Below are 19345 nucleotides of genomic sequence, written 5' to 3'. Positions count from 1 at the left end.
CCTGCTACTGTTGTCCCGTTGTCGCCAGCGCTGACAACATGCTGATACCTGCTATTCCTCGTGCCCCTCGGGTTCTGGCAATGTCCAGATCCTGAGGCCGCATGCCTCCTAGCGCGTACACCGGCACATCTGTTTCCCGAATCATGGTTTCGAATGTATCCCAACCCAGAGGCGTGGTGCCGGGGTGCGAGGCAGTTGTGAGGACAGGCGATAACAGGATGTAGTCGGCGTCCAGTTGAGCAGCCAGCTCAAGTTCCTGTCGACTGTGACACGAAACACCAAATAACAGGTGCTCCGGTACCGGCCGTCCATTCTGTGCGGGTGCCAGCAGGTGCAGCAGCGGGGCATGCGCATGCAGGCCCCTGATGCCCGTCATGCCAGAGATCTCCTCACGGACACGTCCATGTTCGTTGATACTGTCAATGGCAAGATCGACGATCACGCCGACCTTGCTGGCGGTGATTGATTGCAGGGCCTGCTGTGCTGCCGACAGATATTCCGGGTACTGATCCTTGTGCTGGCAACGCAGTCGCAGCAAGGTCCTGGACAAGGTGCTCCCGGACAACGTACTACCGGATAACGTACTCCGGGGAAAGGTGGGCGCTTCCGCCAGCGGTGTCGGCAGGTTGATGATGGCCAGGAAGTCGCGCAGTTGCAGGCGCCGGATAATAAACCGGTTGGCCTGGGGGAATTCGGCGGTATCAAGCTGCGCAACCGGCAGCCAGCGCAGTGGCTGATTTTCCTGGCCGGTGGGGGTGCCGCTGAAACGCTCCACCAGCCACACGTCCAGCAACACCGCCTTGTCGGGATAATCATGCTCTATACGGCAGAACGGCTGCGCACACTCAACCGCAATGTCGAGTTCTTCCCTGAGTTCCCGGCAGAGCGCCTGCTCGACGCTTTCGCCTGCTTCCAGCTTGCCACCGGGGAACTCCCACAAACCGCCGAGGTGTTGATTGTCTGCACGCCTGGCGACCAGTACCTGGCCCTGTGAATCAAGAATCACCCCGACAGCAACGTGTATCCGTTTGATGTTGTAACCGTCAGTCATCCGATTGTCGGCCGCCGCTGAGTTGAGGCAGGTCGTCCGGGTCTACCGGCTCACCGGCGATACTGTGGCGTTCACTTGCCCATTCGCCGAAATCGATCAGTTTGCATCGTTCCGAACAAAATGGCCGGTAGGCACTTTGTTCATGCCAGGTCACGATCTCTTTGCAGGTAGGGCAATTAACTTTCAGTACACGTTCACTCATAAGGGGTAAATCACCTGCTTATTTCGAGGTAGGTTTTATGCAATGTCTGCACGGCGCTCTGTAGGGCCGTCAGGTCGCCATCATTGACAATGATATCGTCCGCCTTGTCGAGTCGTTGCTGGCGGTTGAACTGGCTGGCCATGATAGCCTTGATGGTGTCGGCACTGCTATTGTCACGTGCCATTGTGCGTTCCAGTTGCAAAGACTCGGGTGCATCAATGACCAGCACACGATTGCACAGTGTCTGCTGATCGGTTTCCAGGAGCAGCGGCGAGGACAACAGGGTATACGGCGATTTGCTGTGCTGAAGCTGCATGATGATTTCCTGTCGTATCAGTGGGTGCAGCAGTGCTTCAAGCCATTTTTTTGTTGCCGGGTCACGGAATATGAGTTCGCGCAGCGCCCTGCGGTCGAGATTGCCGTCGGCCAGCAGAAATTCCTTACCAAGGTGCCGGGCTATCTCTGTCAGAGCCGGCGTGCCGGGACGTACAACATCACGCGACACCAGGTCTGCATCTACTACTGTGATGCCCAGGGCGGCAAAAGCGTCAGTGGCAGCCGTTTTGCCGCTGCCGATACCCCCGGTGATACCCACTACTGTAGGCCGGTGATCGCTCATCAGCGCGCCACCAGCATTGAGATATAAGTGTTGCTGATTGCATCCCCCCAGATCAGAGCGATGAAGCCGGCAACGGCCAGATAGGGACCAAACGACATGGGTATATTTTTGTCACGGCCGGCGACTAAAGCCAGGGTTATACCAATGATGGCGCCGGTGAGCGATGACAGAATGATCACTGTTAACAGTTGCTGCCATCCCAGCCAGGCGCCGATGGCCGCGAGTAATTTGAAGTCGCCGAAACCCATGCCTTCGCGCCCGGTCAGCAATTTGAAAACCTGGTAAATACTCCACAAGCTCATATAGCCGACACCGGCGCCGAGCAGGGCATCCGCTGGTGTGACGCCGGTACCATGGCCGGTCACACTGAGGATCAGCCCCAGCCAGAGCAATGGCAGGGTAATATTGTCGGGCAGCAACTGATGGTCGATATCAATCACCGTCAGGCTGACCAGGCTCCAGGTGAATACCAGGGCCGCCATGCATGCCCAGGTCGCACCAAAATGCCATGCGACCAGGACCGACAGCAGTGCCGTAGTGATTTCCACCACCGGGTAGCGCCAGTGAATTTTTGTCCGACACTGACTGCAACGGCCGCGTAACAACAGGTAGCTCAACACCGGGATATTCTGCCAGGGCCGGACCGGTTTTTGACATACGGGGCAATGTGAATCAGGTTTCAGCAGATTGAAAGTTGGGTGCGCAGGCACCGGGTCGGTTATTTTGACCTTGTTCTGATCCAGTTGCAGGTACTCCAGACACTGGCTTCGCCATTCCCGTTGCAGCATCAGGGGCAGGCGATAGATCACCACATTAAGAAAACTGCCCACAAGTAAGCCCAGTACACCGGCCAGTAAAGCGGTCAGCCCTGGCGAACCCTGCATAAGTTGGATTATTGCTGTCATCAATATTTCCCGTTTTGTTACCGTATGCTCACAGGCCCTGGCCACTTTCTGTAAAAGACTGGGTGATGGGCCGCTGTCAAAGGACAGCACCAAGACTGAAAATCGGTAAATACATGGCTATCATCAGTCCGCCCACAAGCAAACCAAGTACCGTCATGATCAGAGGCTCGAGCAGGCTGGTGATGCCATCCAGCAGATTGTCGACACTGTCTTCGTAGTGATCAGCACATTTTTCCAGCATGGCATCCAGTGTGCCCGATTCCTCCCCGGCATTGGTCAGCTGCGTCATCATAACCGGAAACAAGCCGGTCTTGCGAATGGAGAAAGCCAGGGGCTGGCCCTGTTCAACATCGCCCAGAATGTCGAAACAGGTCTGCTGATAAACAAGATTGCCAGCCGCCGTTGCGCTCAGCCGCAGAGCTTCCACAATGGTCAACCCGGCGGCCAATGTTGTGCACAGGGTCCGGCAGATGCGTGCCAGAGCCGCATTGCGCACCAGTGGGCCAAGTGCGGGAATTTGCAGTGACAAGCGATCATACAGCAGGCGGGCACCGCGTCGGCGCTGAATCAGCCGATAGCAGCCCAGTGCGGCCCCGATTGTAATTGCGGCCCAAAACCAACCCTGGCTGATGACAAGATCCGACAGCCGCAACACCCATTGCGTCAGGGCTGGTAAAGGGGCGCCCAGGTCGGCAAATGTCGCAGCAAACTGGGGCACCACCTTGATCAATAGCAGCGCTGTTACCAGGATGGCTGTGGCCAGCACCGCCAATGGATACATCATCGCCTTTTTTACTTTTCGGACAATGGCTGCGTCACGCTCGTGAAAACCCGCAAGACGATCCAGCGTTGCGTCGAGCGTGCCTGATTGTTCGCCAATTGCCACCATGCTGATGAACAACCGGTCAAAATATTGAGGGTGCTCAGACAATGCTTCACTGAAGCTGCCTCCGCTGGAGACCCTGTCCTGCAGGGCAACCAGCAACTGCTGAATACGCGGATGCTCTGTGCCAGCCGCGACGATAGTCAGCGCTTGCAATAACGGCAGTCCGGCTTTGATCATATTTGCTGTCTGCCGGGTAACAATGCTCATGTCCTGAGCCTTGATGCGTGCTCCAGTGCCGAATTTTACATGCCGGTCGATGCAATTTCGTCCAGGTGCAGCGACAGGGGTGACCCGGCTTGCGCTGATGCCCTGCCGGTGCAAGGCCAGTCTCACTTCGGCAGGGTTTGCTGCCGGCATGGCGCCACTCTGACGCTTGCCGTGGCGATCCGTGCCGCGCCAGCTATACCTTGCAGCGCCAATTGTCACAGGTCAAGCCTGTCGGCGTCTGCCAGGCTGATGTCGCCCCTGGCGACTCTCGCCAGAGCAGATTCACGTAGTGACAGGTGTCCCAATGCTCGGGCGCTGCTTTCTATTTCACTGGCACTGTGGCCGTTTATTATCAGCCTGTTCAGTTCTGCCGACATGGGTAAAACCTCAGCGACGCAGACCCGGCCACGGTAACCCTGATGGCAGCTGTTGCAGCCAACAGGCAGGGAAACCTGATGGTTGACAGCCTGTTCAGCAGGCATGCCGGCGGCGCGCAAGCGTGCTTCGCCATCGCTGGCCGGCACTTTGCATGACGAACACAGGCGACGTACCAGGCGCTGGGCGATGATCAGGCTGAGGGAGCCGCACAGGTTGTAGGCAGGCACGCCCATGTTAAGTAGCCGTGTAATACTTTCTGCGGCACTGTTGGTGTGCAGGGTAGACAGCACCAGATGGCCGGTCTGGGCCGCTTTGACGGCAATGTCGGCGGTTTCCTGATCGCGGATTTCACCGACCATGATGACATCCGGGTCCTGCCTCATGAAAGCTCTCAGAGCAGCAGCAAAATCAAGGCCGGTGCGTTTGTTCACCGCGACCTGGTTCACCCCGTCAATGTTTATTTCCACCGGGTCTTCTACCGTTGATATATTGCGCTCCATGGTATTCAGCAGCCCCAGACCGGCATAGAGTGATACGGTTTTGCCACTGCCCGTGGGGCCGGTGACCAGGATCAGCCCCTGCGCCTTCTGCAACGCCACACGATACATCGATTGCTGCGCCGGCTCATAATCCAGGTCGTCGAGGTTTTTCCGTGTGCTGGCGCTTTCCAGCAGCCGCATAACCACTTTTTCGCCCCACAGTGTGGGCATGCTGCTGATGCGGAAATCAATGTACTGTCGCTTGCCGGATTTTATGGAACGTAAATCGTTTTTGGCTTCAGTCAACCTGAGTCTGCCGTCCTGCGGCAGTCGCCGCTCACTGATGTCCATGTCGGCCATCACCTTGATACGGGAAATGATACGTGGCGCCAGGCTGGCAGGAGGGCGGCTGACTTCGTGCAGGCTGCCGTCAATCCGGCTGCGAATGCGAACAAATTCTTCAAATGGTTCGATATGGATGTCGGAAGCCTGAGCGTAAATGGCGTCACGCAGCACGTTGTCGACAAAGCGCACCAACGGAGCATCGTCCGGGTTGACGTCGGCGCTGGCAGCGACCGTGCTGGCAAGTGCAGTGGTCTCAGCCTGCAGCGTGTCGGCAGCGCTGATCTCGCGTAGCACGGCGTTGCCATGGTCATCTTCTGCCCGGTTTTTTGCCATCAAGTGATCCAGTGCCTGCCACAATTTAATGCCATCCGCCACCACAGCATTGACCTGGCGGCCGGTGTGAAGGCGAATATCATCGAGCATCTGAAGGCTGACCGGATCTGCAAACGCAACGTAGAGACAGCCATTGTCCGGCCCGGGTGATGTAAATTGCATGGGCAGAACCCGATGCTTTTGCCAAAAATTGTGATCGAGCAAGTCACAGGGACAGGCGCGGATGTCGATGGCATCCAGGTCGAGCAGTGGATATCCGAAACTATCAGCGATGATTGCGGCCAGGCGTTGGCTATCGGTATATCCCTGCCGCAGTAGCAGCGTCACGAACGGTATCTCTTCCTGTCGGGCCATGGCCAGAAGAGTTTCTGCCTGGTCGCCGAGCAGCATGCCTGAATCGATCAGGGTTGCGGCCAATCCCTGGGGCAACATATTCGGTAGTCCCATTATTTGATGCGTGTGCCTTTGTATAGCAGCTGATCCGACAGTCTGCTATACAAAATGTGGGGGACGGCCAGTCGCCGTTGCACTAAACCACCAGGGCGGGATGCCCGAATCAGGTCCAGGGAGGACATATCATGATTAACAGTACAACGGTTGTATCAGCGACCGGCAGCAAAGGGTTTACGCTTATTGAGCTGATGATGGTGGTCGCCATTATCGGTATTCTGGCCTCGGTAGCGTTGCCTGCCTATCAGGGTTACGCCGCCAGAGCCAAGTACGCCGAACTTATCACGGCTGCGGCACCGGCAAAAACGGCCGTTGATCTGTGTGTGCAATCCCGTGGGGTCGGTAATTGCGGCAGCATCGCCGAGCAGCCGGGATGGTCGGTATCCGACGAGGTAGATACCGTGACCATAGCGCTGGAGGATGAGGTCTTTCAGATCACTGTAACCCCGACGGGTGCGTATGCAGGCATTTCCGTAGCGGACACCTATGTACTCAATGGTGAGGCCAGTGGAGGCTCGGTCATCTGGTCGGAGGATTCTGATGCGGGTTGTCTGGCCAGTGGTTTGTGTTGACGTTTTTTGTTACATTAGCGCCACTTGAACAGACGCAGATACCGTTAAGGCTGCATTCAGGCAGATTGGTTTAATCTGGCAACATGAATTACAGGCAGTATCTGATCAACAGTTGTAGGCCCCAGAAGGTGCCGGAGTGAATGCGTATGAATATGATGAGATCGGCAATGATATCTGCTGCAGTTTCTTTTGTTGTAGCGTGCAGTACGGCAGCGGGACAACCACAAACCATTGAAGACGGTGTGTATACAGTGGAGCAGGCGGAGACAGGTAAACCCTTGTTCGAACAGCGCTGTTCTGCATGTCACAACGCTGATTTCTATCACGGTACTTTGTCCAATCGCAACAACCAGCCGCTGGCCTACCTGTTCGAGGAAATACTGGTCACCATGCCCGCAGATATGCCGGGTTCGTTGATGGATGCAGAATACGAAGCCATTCTTGCCCATATTCTGCAACTCACCGGGTTTCCCGCCGGCGATACGCCGCTGGATTATGCCAGCGGAAGCATGCATACGGTGAACATTGTCCCGCCCAAAGACTGACGGTGGCACTGAGCGCCGGAAGCTGAACAAACAGGAAGCTGAACAAAAAAGGCGAGCCAATGGCTCGCCTTTTTTGTTGGTGCGCCAGACAATGTTCACTGAAACCGTTCAAAACGCATGGACAGGTCTATTGCCTTCAGGTCTTTGGTGAGCGCGCCTATCGAAATATAGTCGACGCCGGTTTCCGCAATTTCCGCCAGTCGCTCGGTGGTGATGCCGCCGGATGCCTCCAGGCGGCTGCCGGCATTGTCGCGGGCGCGGTTGAGCCGCACGGCTTCCCGCATATCGGCAACGCTGAAATTATCCAGCATGATGATGTCCGCACGGGCTTCCAGGGCCTCTTCAAGCTCCGCAAATGACTCCACTTCCACTTCCACGGGTTTGCCGGGCGCCAGCGCCCGTGCGTTGTTGACTGCACGCGTGATAGAGCCGCAGGCGCTGATGTGGTTTTCCTTGATCAGAAAAGCATCGTAGAGGCCCATGCGGTGATTTCCGCAGCCGCCCACAGCGACGGCGTATTTTTGTGCCGTGCGCAGACCGGGAATGGTTTTTCGGGTATCCAGCAGACGGCAGGCCGTATGCGCTACCAGTTGCGCATACTGGCGGCTTGTTGTTGCCGTGCCGGACAGTGTCTGCAGGAAATTGAGCATGCACCGTTCAGCGCTGAGCAGAGTGCGCGCGGGTCCGTTAAAGCGGGCGATGGTCTGGCCTGCTTTGACATCGCTGCCCTCATGGCACAACCATTCCAGTGTGATGTTACTGCGGTCAAGTTGATGAATGACTTCGTCCGCCCAGGGAATGCCGCAAATGACTGCATTCTCACGGCTTATGATGCTGGCACGCGCGGTGGTGCCGGTATCAATCAGCGCTGCAGTGATGTCGCCACTGCCGATATCTTCTTCGAGCGCACGCTTGACGGTGGACTGCAGGTCGTCAGGTGTTTTCAGATTTGTGTTCATGTCGGCTGTCACTTTTGGCAGTGGAAGGTTTTCCCAGGCTCAGGGCTCTTCGTAGGCTCAGGGCTGTTTATGCGCTCAGGGCTGTTTATGCGCTCACGGCTGCATACGCAGTGTCAGGGTGTCAGCCCGTTGAGTGAATTCGACCTGACGCAAGGCGCTCATGCCGAGCAATACCGTCTCCCCCTGCATCGCCGGATTAATGCTGGCGCGCACATCATACAGCGTGATCTCGCCCAGCTGAAGCTCGGGAATGACAGTAGAGTAGACTGTCACCAATCCGTTGGCCGTCATCGCCCGCATCGCCTGACCCGGTTGCAGTCCGGCGCTGTTGGCAAGCTCTGCGGGGATCACAACATCGGTGGCACCTGTGTCCAGCAGAAATGTCGCAGTTTCACCACTGATGTCGCCGCTCATGACGTAGTGACCCTGGCGATTGCGGCGCAAGGCCAGTTCGACGCCACCATTTTGCAATACCTGGGTGTCCGGGCGCTGATTGGGATTGTATTGCCGCCCCAGCATATCGTCGAAAAACAGGGTCAACAGGCCAAGGCCCAGTGCAAAACTGATGACCAGCATGCCCAGGCCGGTGTGACGGCCTGGTTTCTTCCCCTCTGGCTTTTGCTCCGGGTTGTCGCTCATAAAGTTCGGCTTCGGTGTTATACTCGACCAAGACTTTAGCACATCAATGAGGTGATCTGCTTGATACGGGAACACTGGTTGCACAAGGCTCGACACGTGGCTTCACCCAATTTCAGTGAACGTCCTGAAGGCATGCCGATCGATGTGCTGGTCATTCACAATATCAGCCTGCCACCGGGAGAATTCGGAGGCTGCTGGATAGATGATCTGTTCTGCAATAAGCTTGATCGACAGGCACACCCGTACTTCCTTGATATCGCTGATCTGCGGGTGTCGGCGCATGCAATGATTGACCGTCATGGTCAACTCACCCAGTATGTGGCATTCGACAAAAAGGCCTGGCATGCCGGACAGTCCAGTTTTGACGGACGGCAACAGTGCAATGATTTTTCCATCGGTGTGGAACTGGAAGGTTGTGATGACCAACCCTTTACCGATGCACAATACCGCTCATTGGCCGATCTCACCCGGCAGCTGTTGCTCGCTTATCCCGGCATTACTGCGGACAGAATCGTCGGGCACAGCGACATTGCGCCCGGCCGCAAGACGGATCCCGGACCCTGTTTCGACTGGTGTCGCTTCAAAAAGGCCCTCACATGATATTCCTCACTGTCATCACCTGTTTGTTGATAAATCATTACTGGCGCCGTGAGCGAGGCTTGCCTGTTGATGGCTGGTTTGACGCCTGGCAGGACTGGCTGATCAGCCACGCCCATCGCCTGCCGGCGTTCATGCGCAACTGGTCGGGTACCTTGCCGGTGATGGCGTTGCTTCTACCGATGATGCCACCAGCGCTGCTGTTGTGGCTGGCAGAGGGGCACCTTCTCGGTTTGCTGTCTCTGGGGCTGCACGTGATGATTCTGCTCTACTGTTTCACCCGCTTCAATCTGTTGGAATTGATAGAAAACTACCTGATCTGCTGGCGCGAGGGCAATTACGAGGCTGCGTATCAGCACACGGCGGAACAGGCGCCAGATATTTTTCGCAGCCGCGTAGATGACTACGCAGTCATGCATCAGCAATTTCTTGATTATGTGCTGACGATCAGTCTGCGCCGCCTGTTCGCGGTCCTGTTCTGGTACATAGTGCTGGGGCCTCTGGCTGCGCTGTTGTATTTTCTGTTACAGCAGATGCTCCGGTCTGATGTTGTCATAGAGGACAGGGCCGATGTCTGCACCTGGCAGCGCTTTCTGTCGATTGCTGAATGGGTGCCGTCGCGGCTGCTGGCCCTGGCCTTCGCGCTGGCCGGGGACTTTGTGGCCGCGTTTAGTCGTTTACGTGAGCATTTGCTCGATAACCTTGAGCCAGGCCGGAATATTACCCTGCTGACCAGCTGTGCCGTGTCAGCAACCGGCAAGCCCGATCCGGCGCTTCGTGATGCTGAATACCGTGCGCAGGCCGTATGGCGACTGGAGGCATTGCGAGATCTCATTCTGCGCAGCCAGATAGTCTGGGTTATCGCGGTGGCGTTCATCATTCTTGTAGTTTAACTACATAAGATGCAGCCGGGACTTGAAATATCGCCGCCTGAAAGGTATTATTTGCACCATAATGTAATTTAATTACAAATATTGTCGCAATATTGTCGTCCGAATGGGTTTCTGCCACACTCAACGACAGCTTGTCGCAGTCGCAACCATCACATAATCAAAATCAACAAAACAGAATTGACGCTTATGACCGATCATCAGGAAGACTTTAACCCTACCGAAACCGAAGAATGGCTTGAGGCTCTGGGCTCCGTGCTCGAACACGAAGGTGCTGATCGCGCCAATTATCTGCTCGGCCGTCTGTCAGACAAAGCCTCCCGGCAGACACTGCAGGTATCCGGCTCTGCGATAACCACGCCGTACCGCAATACGATTCCGCCTCAGGAAGAGGATCGTATGCCGGGTGATATGTTCATGGAGCGGCAGATTCGCGGTTTTATCCGCTGGAATGCGCTGGCCATGGTCATGCGCGCCAACCTGGACAATTCAGAGCTGGGTGGTCATATCTCGACGTTTTCCTCGTCGGCCACACTGTACGATGTTGCCTTCAACTACTTTTTCCGTGGTCCTACTGAAAACCACGGCGGTGACCTGATCTACTTCCAGGGCCATTCTTCTCCCGGTATCTATGCCCGTTCCTATCTGGAAGGACGCATTACGGAAGATCAGCTCGACAAATTCCGTCGTGAAGTCGACGGCGATGGTCTGTCGTCTTATCCGCACCCCTGGCTGATGCCGGACTACTGGCAATTCCCCACTGTCTCCATGGGTCTGGGGCCATTGCAGGCAATTTATCAGGCGCACGTCATGAAGTACCTGTCCAGCCGGGAACTGCTGGATCAGGGCGATCGTAAAGTCTGGGCATTCCTCGGTGATGGCGAGATGGACGAGCCGGAGTCACTGGGCGCGATTGGCAAAGCGGGCCGTGAAAAACTGGACAACCTGATTTTTGTCATCAACTGTAACCTGCAGCGCCTGGACGGCCCGGTCCGCGGCAACGGCAAGATTATTCAGGAACTGGAAGGCATCTTCCGCGGCGCTGGCTGGAATGTGATCAAGGTTATCTGGGGTCGTCACTGGGATACCCTGCTGGCCAACGATAAAGACGGTCTGCTGCAGGCGCGCATGGACGAGGTTGTGGATGGCGAGTACCAGAATTACTGGGGCCGTGGCGGCGCCTATACGCGTGAACACTTCTTCGGCAAGAGCCCCGAGTTGCTGAAAATGGTCGAGCATCTGTCGGACGATGACATCATGGCATTGAACCGTGGCGGCCACGATCCGTTCAAAATGTATGCTGCCTATGCCGAAGCCATGAACACCAAGGGTAAACCCACAGTGATCCTGGCCAAGACGGTAAAGGGTTATGCCTTTGGTGATGGCGCCGAAGCACAAAATGCTTCGCACCAGACCAAAAAGCTCAATGTTGAAGGACTCAAGCGCTTCCGCGATCGTTTCAATATTCCGATCCCCGATGACAAGCTGGAGTCGGTGCCTTACTACCGCCCGGCCGAAGACAGCCTGGAAATGCGTTACATGCGCAAGATGCGCGAGGCCCTGGGTGGCGCAGTTCCGCAGCGGCGAGCGCAGAGTTATTCGTTGCCAACGCCGGACATCAGCGCCTTTGATGCCCAGCTCAAGGGCACCGGAGACCGTGAAATATCCACCACCATGGCGTTTGTGCGAATCCTGAACACCTTGTGCAAAGACAAGGAAATCGGCCACCGCATTGTGCCGATTGTGCCCGATGAAGCGCGCACCTTTGGTATGGAAGGCATGTTCCGGCAGTTGGGTATTTACTCGTCTGTGGGTCAGCTGTACGATCCGGCAGACTCCAACCAGGTCATGTACTACCGTGAGGACAAAACCGGCCAGATGCTGGAAGAAGGCATCAGTGAAGCCGGTGCGTTCTCTTCCTGGCTGGCAGCAGCAACCTCATATAGTGTCAACGACTTCCCGCTGATACCGTTTTACATTTACTACTCCATGTTCGGCTTCCAGCGCATTGGTGACCTGGCGTGGGCGGCAGGTGATTCACAGGCCCGCGGTTTCCTGATTGGTGCCACTGCCGGTCGCACCACGCTCAACGGAGAAGGGCTCCAGCACCAGGATGGTCACAGCCATCTGCTGGCATCAACCATTCCGAACTGCGTCACCTATGATCCGACGTATTCGTACGAGTTGGCGGTGATCGTCAATGACGGCCTGCGTCGCATGTACCAGGACAAAGAGTCGGTGTATTACTACATCACCACCATGAACGAGAACTACACGCACCCGGAAATGCCCAAGGGTGTGGAAAAAGGTATTCTCAAGGGCATGTATCTGTTGGAAGATGGTACCGCCAAGGAATACAAAGTGACCGGCAAGGCGCTGAGCGATCAGCGTGTGCGACTGATGGGTAGCGGCACCATTCTGCGTGAAGTGCGGGAAGCCGCCGCCATTCTGCGTCAGAAATATAAAGTTGTTGTTGATGTCTGGAGCGTTACCAGCTTTAACGAGCTGCGTCGAGATGGCATGGACGCGACCCGATGGAACATGCTGCACCCGGGCAAAAAAGCCAAAGTGCCTTATGTCACTGAATGCCTGAAAGGTCAGGAAGGTCCGGTTATTGCGGCCACTGACTACATGCGCATTTATGCCGATCAGGTCCGGGAGTACGTACCTGCCGCCTATCGTGTGCTTGGCACCGATGGTTTCGGCCGCAGTGACTCGCGCCAGCAGTTGCGCCGCTTCTTTGAGGTGGATCGTGGTTATATCGTGGTTGCGACACTCACCGAGTTGGCCGCAAAAGGTATCGTCAAAGCTGATGTGGTTACCAAGGCAATCAAGGAAATGGGGATAGACCCTGACAAACCCAATCCGCTGTTGGTGTGACATACAACAAAAACTGAAACGAATAACAGTTCAGGAGCATGCAAGGTGCCTGTAGAAAGTATAAAAGTACCCGATTTGGGGGATACCAAAGACGTCGAAGTTATCGAAATCCTGGTCAAGGAAGGCGATAGCATTCAGGAAAACGACTCCCTGCTGGTGCTGGAGAGTGACAAGGCGGCCATGGAGATTCCGTCCCCGAGCAGTGGCGTGATCAAAAAGATCATCGTCAAAGTTGGTGACGAAGTGAACAAGGGTGACGAGATCTTCAGTATCGAGGTCGAAGGTGACGCAACAGCAGACGCTGCCGAAGACAAAGCAGCGCCGGAGAAAACGTCAGACAAGGCTTCGGGAAAGACTGGCGCGGACACAAAACAAGCGGAAAAATCTGACACTGAAGCCGGAGCGAGCGACGAGGCAGAAGACAAACCTGCCGAAAAATCTGTTGAACTGATCCGTGTGCCTGATATTGGTGGTGACAGTGATGTCGAGGTTATCGAGATTCATGTCAAGGAAGGCGATGAAGTCAAGGCCGAGGATACCCTGATTACGCTGGAGTCTGACAAGGCGGCAATGGATGTACCGTCACCGGCCTCGGGGGTTGTCAAGTCCCTGAAGATCAAGGTGGGAGACAAGGTGTCCAAGGATTCTCCAGTGCTGGAAATGGAGATCGTTTCGTCAGCTGGCGGTGACAGGAAGTCCGGCAGCGAAGACAAGAAGTCGGGCGGCGAAGACAAGAAATCCAGCGGCGCAGACAAGAAGTCCAGCGGCGAAGACAAGAAATCTGAGTCCGCCGAAGCGCCGTCGACCCCCAAACTTGATGACAAGAGTCTGGCCAAAAAACAGGCAGAATTTGCGCAAACAGCGGCATCAAAAACCGACAGCAAAGTTTACGCCGGCCCCGCAGTGCGTAAACTGGCGCGCGAACTGGGCGTGGATTTGACCCAGGTAGACGGCTCCGGCAATAAAGGGCGCGTGCAGAAAGAGGACGTGCAGAACTTTGTCAAATCCCGCCTGCAGGGTCCTGCCACTGCTGGTGCTGCAGGCGGTGCCGGTATTCCGGCTATCCCTGACGTTGACTTCAGTCAGTTTGGCGAGATTGAAGAAAAACCGATGAGCAAACTGCACAAGGTCACGGCAGTGAATATGCACCGCAACTGGCTTAACGTGCCAGCCGTGGCTCAGTTCAACGAAGCAGACGTAACCGAACTTGAAGAGTTCCGCAACGCTCAACGCAAAGAGTCTGACAAGCGCGGTATCAAATTGACGCCGTTGCCGTTCATGCTCAAAGCCTGTGCCAAGGTGCTGGATGAATACAAGCAATTCAATGTCTCACTGCACTCATCGGGCGAGGTACTGATTCAGAAAAAGTACATCCACATTGGTGTGGCGGTGGCAACAGAGGCAGGGCTTGTGGTGCCTGTGATCCGAAACGTGGATCAGAAAAGTATCTGGCAGATTGCCGCTGAGCTGACCGAGATGACTGACAAGGCTAAGAACCGTCGTCTGAGCAAGGAAGACATGCAGGGTGCCTGTTTTACCATCTCCAGTCTGGGTGCCATCGGAGGTACATCGTTCACGCCAATCGTGAACGCGCCGGAAGTTGGTATTCTGGGTATATCCAAAACTCAGATCAAACCGGTTTATATCAATAATGAGTTCGTGCCCAGGCAGATGCTGCCGTTCGTGCTGTGTTACGACCACCGTGCGGTCAACGGTGTTGATGCCGGTCTGTTTGTTACCCGGCTGTCCGAGATACTGTCCGATATCCGTTTGTTGATGATGTAAACAAAAAGCGCACAAAAAAGCCGGGGAGCATTCAATGCCCCCCGGCTTTTTTGTGCTCCCGCATTAGCGGAATGGTGTTTTATTAATCAGTGCGACCTGATGCCTCACGGGCAATCCGCAACGTTTCAGCGGTACCGCCAGCGATCCCGGCGTCACCCCAGTAACCAACGGTCGGCATGAGGAAGCCCTGCTCCAGGCGTGCCTCAACATCGCCAGCGTTGGTCGTAATACCGCACGGCACGTCATACTGCAAACAAAGCTGAAGTACGCTATCAATGGCCGCTTGAACCTCAGCATGGTTGCTGGGCAGACCCATTGACATGCCCAGATCGGCAGGACCGACAAAGATGGCACTCACACCCGGAACCTGCATGATCGCTTCGGCATTTTCAACACCTTTGGCTGACTCGATCTGAATGAAGGAGATCAGTTCCCCGCGCTCATTCAAAGGCCAGGTGTCGGCGCGCTGGACGTAATCCGCAGCACCCCAGTACCAGGCAGATACGCCCGGTGACGCGCCGCGCAGCCCCTGTGGCTCGGCGATGTCAGAGCCGCGTGGTTGCGGGTAGCGCATGGCCCTGACGGCGCGCTCGGCTTCTTCGGCCGTTTCAACATAGGGAAACATGATACCAAAGGCGCCGATGTCCAGTACCTGCTTGACCAGCCACTCGGGATCGTTGCGGCCGTTGGCCGGGATGCGCACGATAGGCGTCGTGCGCATCTGCGCGTGGCCCTGACGTGCGATCGCTGCTTTATCAGTCATACCCAACAGGAATTCTTGCAGGGTTTCCATGTCGTGTGCGGTATGCTCCATGTCGATGAGAATATAATCGAGCCCCGAGCGAGCCAGGCCGCGGGCATTGGCCAGCGAGAAATTGCCGGTGAACAGGCCGAATACCGGGTCACCGTTCTCCAGTGTCTGGATGCTTCGATTCAGGCGCACATCATCCTGAGCCATTGCCGGGGCGGCGGCCAGTCCGGCAACAGTCAGCACGGAAAACAGCGCGGACATGCATTTCTTTTTCATGTTGGTATTCATGTTGGTACTTCCTTAGTGTTACAACTGTAAAGTTTTGTAATAATTTGAAATAAAAGCATTTTTATTATTTGAGACGCTATGCAGAGTAAACTAACGCAGCACATATATCAAATTGGCTGGCGGAGTATCGCGGCCGGGCAACAGCGATATGCCGGCAGCACAAAGGCCTTTGACAGACAGATGATTTCATGTAACCGGGAAATACAGTTTTCCGATGTCGGTTGCTACGTGACGGATCTCACAGTTGTATGCGTGACTCAAGGTCACATCGGTTAATACCTCCGTCGCGGGGCCCAGGGTATAGGTGCCGTCTCCGTTAAGCAGCAGGATCTGGTCGCAGAAACGTGCGGCAAGATTGATATCGTGTGTCGCCATGATCAGGGCACTGTTGTCCCGAATCACCGTTTCTGTAAGTAATTTCAGTGTTTTTATCTGGAATGATATATCCAGATGGTTGCTGGGCTCATCGAGCAGGTAGAGCTTAGGGCTCTGCGTCAGCAGGCTGGCGATGGCGAGGCGTTGGCGCTCACCCCCGGAGAGGCTGCTGACGTTGCGCCCCGTCATTGCCTCCAGGCCAACGGTTTTCAGGGCGTTCTCGGCAAGTGCAAAATCTGACTCACTTTCCCAGCGCCAGCCGCTTAAATGCGGCAGCCGACCCAGCATCACGGTTTCGTGTACCGTGGCGGGCATATCATCCTGGTTTTCCTGAAACAGAATGCCAACCGTTTTTGCCAGATCTCTCCTCGACCAATGTGTCAGCGCGCGGCCGTCAATCTCGATCCGGCTTTTGTCAACGCGGCATAGTTTCAGCAGGGAGTGAAGCAAAGTAGTTTTGCCACTGCCGTTCTGCCCGAGGACAGCCATGCGTTGTCCGGCCGCTACGGACAGGTTGAGTTGATCGCAAAGAATGCGATCACCAATCTGCAAACGCAGTTGCCGGGTCCGGACGATGGGCGAAGTCACGATGAACGCGCCCCCTGGTGCAGAATAAACAGAAAGGCCGGTACCCCTATCATCGCCGTCAGCACCCCGACGGGCAACTGCTGAGGGGCGACGATAGTGCGCGCCAGACTGTCAGCCAGCAGCAGAAAACTGCCACCCAGAACGACCGAGCACGGTACCAGCCAGCGATGATCACGCGCGCCCAGCAGACGTAGCATGTGGGGAATCACCAGCCCGACAAAACCGACTGAACCAGCGACAGTCACTGCCGTAGCGGTCAATATGGAAGCACTGAAATACAGCAGTAGTTTCAGGCGCGTAACATTCACGCCGAGAGCTGCCGCCATCAGTTCACCACGCGCCAGTGCGTTGAGCGCCTGGGCCTGACTCAGAATCAATAGAAGGCCGCCTGACAACAACACAAAATGCCAGCCATGGGTCTGGCTCTGGCTCAGATCTCCCATCAGCCAGAACAACATGCTCTGCACATTGTTACTGGTGCTGGTGGTCAGCATGACGTTGATCAGTGCACCCCAGCCGGCGGAAACAACAACGCCGGTCAGTAGCAGCCGGGTGGCCGACCATTGTTGTCTGCCTGCCAGACCGAAGACCACAAACACTGATAGTAGCGCACCGGCAAAGGCCGCCTGGGAAATCCAGACACTGGCAACGCCCAGCAGGATAACGGCCAGCGCACCGACGGCGGCGCCGCCCGATATGCCCAGAATATAAGGGTCGGCCAGCGGGTTGCGCAGCAACACCTGCATAATGACACCGGACAGGGCCAACAAACCGCCGGTAACAAACGCGGCCATGGCACGGGGTAATCTGAGTTCCCACAATATTTGCTGTTCGATCCCGGGAGTCGGCTGCCACAGTTGTTGCCAAAGGGTGCTGACAGGAACGGACACGCTGCCACTGCTCAGCGCAATTATGATGCTGATGACGAGCAATGCTGTCAGTGCTGACAGCAGGCTGTATTGCCGAAACGGGCTCACTGCCGGATAACGCTCCAAATGGTGTGGCTTGACTGGGCTGTTCTTTAAACGGATTGCTGTTAATGAGTGTCCTGGGCCGGGCCCGGATCGGTTTGGCTCCCCGTGCTCCCGCAAGCTGCGGATTCTATCACACGCATTTGTTGCAGCACTGCTTTGTTGGCCGGACAGGCCAAGCGGTGGCGGTCGGCCAGTTCACACAGGTAGCCATTAAGATGGCTGATTTCGGTTGGACGTCCGCGGCGGATATCCTGCAGTGTTGACGACAGGTTGTCTGCGGTGACGGTCAACACAGCGTGAACCTGCGCGTGCAAATCGTCGCTTGCAGGTGCGCCGGGAATACCCTGTAGAAGCGTGCTGATTTCGTCGCAAAGTGTCGCCAGAGCCTGTCTGGCGTCGGGTATTGTCAAAAGATCACCGTTACGGCAATCATGGATGACAGTCAGCGCGTTAACGGCGCAGTTGATGGCCAGTTTTCGCCACAGCCGTAGTTCGATATTGTTATCTTTCCGAACATTAAATTGCCGTGCGGGCAACAGGTCGAGCAGGGATTGCAACTGCCCGGATGCATCGGCGGCGGCATTGAGCTGCCCCAGCCAGGCGTCTCCGGCGCCCGCGTGGACAACATCGTACGGTGCGCGCAACCAGGCCCCGTGACTGGTTGACAGGCAGAATACGCGTTCGGCGCCAAAGCGGAGGCTGACCTCACGCTGTACTTTCAGGCCGTTCTGCAGCAATACAATGCGAGATGTCGGCAACAACTTCGTCGCTACGCATTCGATGGCGTGCAGGGTGTCCTGAGCCTTGGTGGTAACCAGCAGGTTATTGATGGGTTCATGCGGGTGTCCGGTCAGATCATTGATCGCATGCGCCGGCAGCGCAACCGGTGCTGTCATATCGGTGGATTTCACGTGGCCGGGGTAGTCCCGTAGCGCCTGCCGGTTTCGCAGCAATAGACTGACGCCGGCCCCCGGTGGCGACGTCTGCTGCAGGTGCCGGTGAATGGCACACGCCCACAGGCAGCCCATGGCGCCAGCGCCCAGAACATGCCAGCCAGCAGCCGGTGGTATTGGTTTATCCGTCAGGGTCATGGTGATAGTATAGGCGCCATTGATGGGCGCTGTCTGCGCCGCTTTAAGATGATCCGAGAGATGAGGTCTGACCATGCCATCGTTTGATATTGTATCCGAAGTTGAATTGCCCGAAGTGCGCAATGCTGTTGATCAGGCCAGCCGCGAAGTCGGCACCCGTTTTGATTTCAAGGGCGTTGATGCCAGTTTTGAACTCAACGAAGCAGATATTACGGTGACCGCAGAGTCGGATTTCCAGATTCAGCAGATGATGGAAATCCTCAAGGGCAAGCTGGTCAAGCGCAATGTCGACATCAAAAGCATGGAAGAGGGCGATATTGTCGAGACCGGCAAAAAAGCCACCATGAAGGTTGTCATCAAACAGGGCATAGAAGCCGACATGGCGCGCAAACTCGTGAAAATGATCAAAGATAAAAAAATGAAAGTTCAAACCGCTATCCAGGGTGAAAAGCTTCGGGTCACCGGTAAAAAACGCGATGATTTGCAGGAAGTGATTGCCATGCTGCGTGAAGCCAAACTCGACATTCCGCTGCAATTCGACAATTTCCGGGACTGA

19 protein-coding genes are annotated in these 19345 nt (G+C 55.8%); 7 read left to right on the top strand and 12 right to left on the bottom strand.

Annotated features, from left to right (window positions below):
- Window positions 1-4 precede the first annotated feature (4 nt).
- The 6 genes from WD071_RS12435 to WD071_RS12410 all read right to left on the bottom strand — a co-directional run bounded on the left by WD071_RS12435 (window position 5) and on the right by WD071_RS12410 (window position 5837).
- Window positions 5-1051 carry a Nudix family hydrolase gene (locus WD071_RS12435; RefSeq protein WP_368048707.1) on the bottom strand — a complete coding sequence of 349 codons (1047 nt, stop codon included), beginning with the start codon at window positions 1049-1051 and terminating at the stop codon, window positions 5-7.
- Window positions 1044-1253 carry a DNA gyrase inhibitor YacG gene (yacG, locus tag WD071_RS12430; protein WP_368048706.1) on the bottom strand — a complete coding sequence of 70 codons (210 nt, stop codon included), beginning with the start codon at window positions 1251-1253 and terminating at the stop codon, window positions 1044-1046. Before yacG ends, WD071_RS12435 begins: the two co-directional genes overlap by 8 nt.
- Before the next feature lie 10 nt (window positions 1254-1263).
- Window positions 1264-1872, bottom strand: a complete 609-nt coding sequence (gene coaE, locus WD071_RS12425) for a dephospho-CoA kinase (RefSeq protein ID WP_368048705.1) — start codon at window positions 1870-1872, stop codon at window positions 1264-1266.
- On the bottom strand, window positions 1872-2777 hold the full coding sequence (locus tag WD071_RS12420; protein WP_368048704.1) for an A24 family peptidase: 906 nt from the start codon (window positions 2775-2777) through the stop codon (window positions 1872-1874). The genes coaE and WD071_RS12420 overlap by 1 nt, the downstream gene beginning before the upstream one ends.
- A gap of 76 nt (window positions 2778-2853) precedes the next feature.
- Window positions 2854-4089 carry a type II secretion system F family protein gene (locus WD071_RS12415; RefSeq protein WP_368048703.1) on the bottom strand — a complete coding sequence of 412 codons (1236 nt, stop codon included), beginning with the start codon at window positions 4087-4089 and terminating at the stop codon, window positions 2854-2856.
- Window positions 4086-5837, bottom strand: coding sequence for a GspE/PulE family protein (locus tag WD071_RS12410; RefSeq protein WP_368048702.1), 1752 nt, complete (start codon window positions 5835-5837; stop codon window positions 4086-4088). The genes WD071_RS12415 and WD071_RS12410 overlap by 4 nt, the downstream gene beginning before the upstream one ends.
- Before the next feature lie 146 nt (window positions 5838-5983).
- On the opposite strand from WD071_RS12410, the gene WD071_RS12405 reads away from it, so the two are divergent.
- Window positions 5984-6427: a prepilin-type N-terminal cleavage/methylation domain-containing protein gene (locus WD071_RS12405; protein ID WP_368048701.1), complete on the top strand. Its 444-nt coding sequence runs from the start codon at window positions 5984-5986 to the stop codon at window positions 6425-6427.
- Between the two features lie 146 nt (window positions 6428-6573).
- A complete protein-coding gene (locus WD071_RS12400; protein ID WP_368048700.1) occupies window positions 6574-6972 on the top strand; it encodes a cytochrome c in 399 nt (132 codons plus the stop codon).
- Window positions 6973-7067: 95 nt separating this feature from the next.
- Here WD071_RS12400 and nadC read toward each other — a convergent pair whose 3' ends face one another.
- Window positions 7068-7931, bottom strand: coding sequence for a carboxylating nicotinate-nucleotide diphosphorylase (nadC, locus tag WD071_RS12395; protein WP_368048699.1), 864 nt, complete (start codon window positions 7929-7931; stop codon window positions 7068-7070).
- 93 nt (window positions 7932-8024) lie between these two features.
- The gene (locus tag WD071_RS12390) at window positions 8025-8507 is read right to left on the bottom strand and encodes a TIGR02281 family clan AA aspartic protease (protein ID WP_368048864.1); all 483 of its coding nucleotides are present in this window, start codon (window positions 8505-8507) and stop codon (window positions 8025-8027) included.
- A gap of 114 nt (window positions 8508-8621) precedes the next feature.
- Between WD071_RS12390 and ampD the strand changes: the two genes are divergently transcribed.
- The 4 genes from ampD to aceF all read left to right on the top strand — a co-directional run bounded on the left by ampD (window position 8622) and on the right by aceF (window position 14722).
- Window positions 8622-9170: a 1,6-anhydro-N-acetylmuramyl-L-alanine amidase AmpD gene (gene ampD, locus WD071_RS12385; RefSeq protein WP_368048698.1), complete on the top strand. Its 549-nt coding sequence runs from the start codon at window positions 8622-8624 to the stop codon at window positions 9168-9170.
- Window positions 9167-10060 (top strand): regulatory signaling modulator protein AmpE, encoded by an 894-nt coding sequence (ampE, locus tag WD071_RS12380; RefSeq protein ID WP_368048697.1) that lies wholly within the window; start codon window positions 9167-9169, stop codon window positions 10058-10060. Before ampD ends, ampE begins: the two co-directional genes overlap by 4 nt.
- 186 nt (window positions 10061-10246) lie before the next feature.
- On the top strand, window positions 10247-12937 hold the full coding sequence (gene aceE, locus WD071_RS12375; protein WP_368048696.1) for a pyruvate dehydrogenase (acetyl-transferring), homodimeric type: 2691 nt from the start codon (window positions 10247-10249) through the stop codon (window positions 12935-12937).
- A 45-nt stretch (window positions 12938-12982) separates the two neighbouring features.
- Window positions 12983-14722: a dihydrolipoyllysine-residue acetyltransferase gene (aceF, locus tag WD071_RS12370; protein WP_368048695.1), complete on the top strand. Its 1740-nt coding sequence runs from the start codon at window positions 12983-12985 to the stop codon at window positions 14720-14722.
- Window positions 14723-14804: 82 nt separating this feature from the next.
- Here the strand turns inward: aceF and WD071_RS12365 are convergent, their stop codons facing one another.
- The 4 genes from WD071_RS12365 to WD071_RS12350 all read right to left on the bottom strand — a co-directional run bounded on the left by WD071_RS12365 (window position 14805) and on the right by WD071_RS12350 (window position 18864).
- A complete protein-coding gene (locus WD071_RS12365) occupies window positions 14805-15761 on the bottom strand; it encodes an HpcH/HpaI aldolase/citrate lyase family protein (protein WP_368048694.1) in 957 nt (318 codons plus the stop codon).
- 186 nt (window positions 15762-15947) lie between these two features.
- The gene (locus WD071_RS12360) at window positions 15948-16724 is read right to left on the bottom strand and encodes an ABC transporter ATP-binding protein (protein ID WP_368048693.1); all 777 of its coding nucleotides are present in this window, start codon (window positions 16722-16724) and stop codon (window positions 15948-15950) included.
- On the bottom strand, window positions 16721-17701 hold the full coding sequence (locus WD071_RS12355; protein ID WP_368048692.1) for a FecCD family ABC transporter permease: 981 nt from the start codon (window positions 17699-17701) through the stop codon (window positions 16721-16723). Before WD071_RS12355 ends, WD071_RS12360 begins: the two co-directional genes overlap by 4 nt.
- 59 nt (window positions 17702-17760) lie before the next feature.
- Complete coding sequence (locus WD071_RS12350) at window positions 17761-18864, bottom strand: 2-dehydropantoate 2-reductase (protein ID WP_368048691.1); 1104 nt, start codon at window positions 18862-18864, stop codon at window positions 17761-17763.
- Between WD071_RS12350 and WD071_RS12345 the strand changes: the two genes are divergently transcribed.
- Window positions 18863-19345 (top strand): YajQ family cyclic di-GMP-binding protein, encoded by a 483-nt coding sequence (locus WD071_RS12345; protein ID WP_368048690.1) that lies wholly within the window; start codon window positions 18863-18865, stop codon window positions 19343-19345. The two genes, WD071_RS12350 and WD071_RS12345, sit on opposite strands and share 2 nt — an antisense overlap.

Origin of the sequence: Pseudohongiella sp., assembly GCF_040877505.1 — a bacterium.
Taxonomy (GTDB): Bacteria; Pseudomonadota; Gammaproteobacteria; order Pseudomonadales; family Pseudohongiellaceae; genus Pseudohongiella.
Note: the sequence above shows the minus strand (reverse complement) of the source record. Positions and strands in the feature narration are given on the sequence as shown.

What these genes read in the sequence shown, in the direction of transcription:
- WD071_RS12435 (WP_368048707.1), bottom strand. Translation starts at nt 1,051, where the DNA reads ATGACTGACGGTTACAACATCAAACGGATACACGTTGCTGTCGGGGTG.
- yacG (WP_368048706.1), bottom strand. Translation starts at nt 1,253, where the DNA reads ATGAGTGAACGTGTACTGAAAGTTAATTGCCCTACCTGCAAAGAGATC.
- coaE (WP_368048705.1), bottom strand. Translation starts at nt 1,872, where the DNA reads ATGAGCGATCACCGGCCTACAGTAGTGGGTATCACCGGGGGTATCGGC.
- WD071_RS12420 (WP_368048704.1), bottom strand. Translation starts at nt 2,777, where the DNA reads ATGACAGCAATAATCCAACTTATGCAGGGTTCGCCAGGGCTGACCGCT.
- WD071_RS12410 (WP_368048702.1), bottom strand. Translation starts at nt 5,837, where the DNA reads ATGTTGCCCCAGGGATTGGCCGCAACCCTGATCGATTCAGGCATGCTG.
- WD071_RS12405 (WP_368048701.1), top strand. Translation starts at nt 5,984, where the DNA reads ATGATTAACAGTACAACGGTTGTATCAGCGACCGGCAGCAAAGGGTTT.
- WD071_RS12400 (WP_368048700.1), top strand. Translation starts at nt 6,574, where the DNA reads ATGAATATGATGAGATCGGCAATGATATCTGCTGCAGTTTCTTTTGTT.
- nadC (WP_368048699.1), bottom strand. Translation starts at nt 7,931, where the DNA reads ATGAACACAAATCTGAAAACACCTGACGACCTGCAGTCCACCGTCAAG.
- WD071_RS12390 (WP_368048864.1), bottom strand. Translation starts at nt 8,507, where the DNA reads ATGCTGGTCATCAGTTTTGCACTGGGCCTTGGCCTGTTGACCCTGTTT.
- ampE (WP_368048697.1), top strand. Translation starts at nt 9,167, where the DNA reads ATGATATTCCTCACTGTCATCACCTGTTTGTTGATAAATCATTACTGG.
- aceE (WP_368048696.1), top strand. Translation starts at nt 10,247, where the DNA reads ATGACCGATCATCAGGAAGACTTTAACCCTACCGAAACCGAAGAATGG.
- WD071_RS12365 (WP_368048694.1), bottom strand. Translation starts at nt 15,761, where the DNA reads ATGAATACCAACATGAAAAAGAAATGCATGTCCGCGCTGTTTTCCGTG.
- WD071_RS12345 (WP_368048690.1), top strand. Translation starts at nt 18,863, where the DNA reads ATGCCATCGTTTGATATTGTATCCGAAGTTGAATTGCCCGAAGTGCGC.
- WD071_RS12350 (WP_368048691.1), bottom strand. Translation starts at nt 18,864, where the DNA reads ATGGTCAGACCTCATCTCTCGGATCATCTTAAAGCGGCGCAGACAGCG.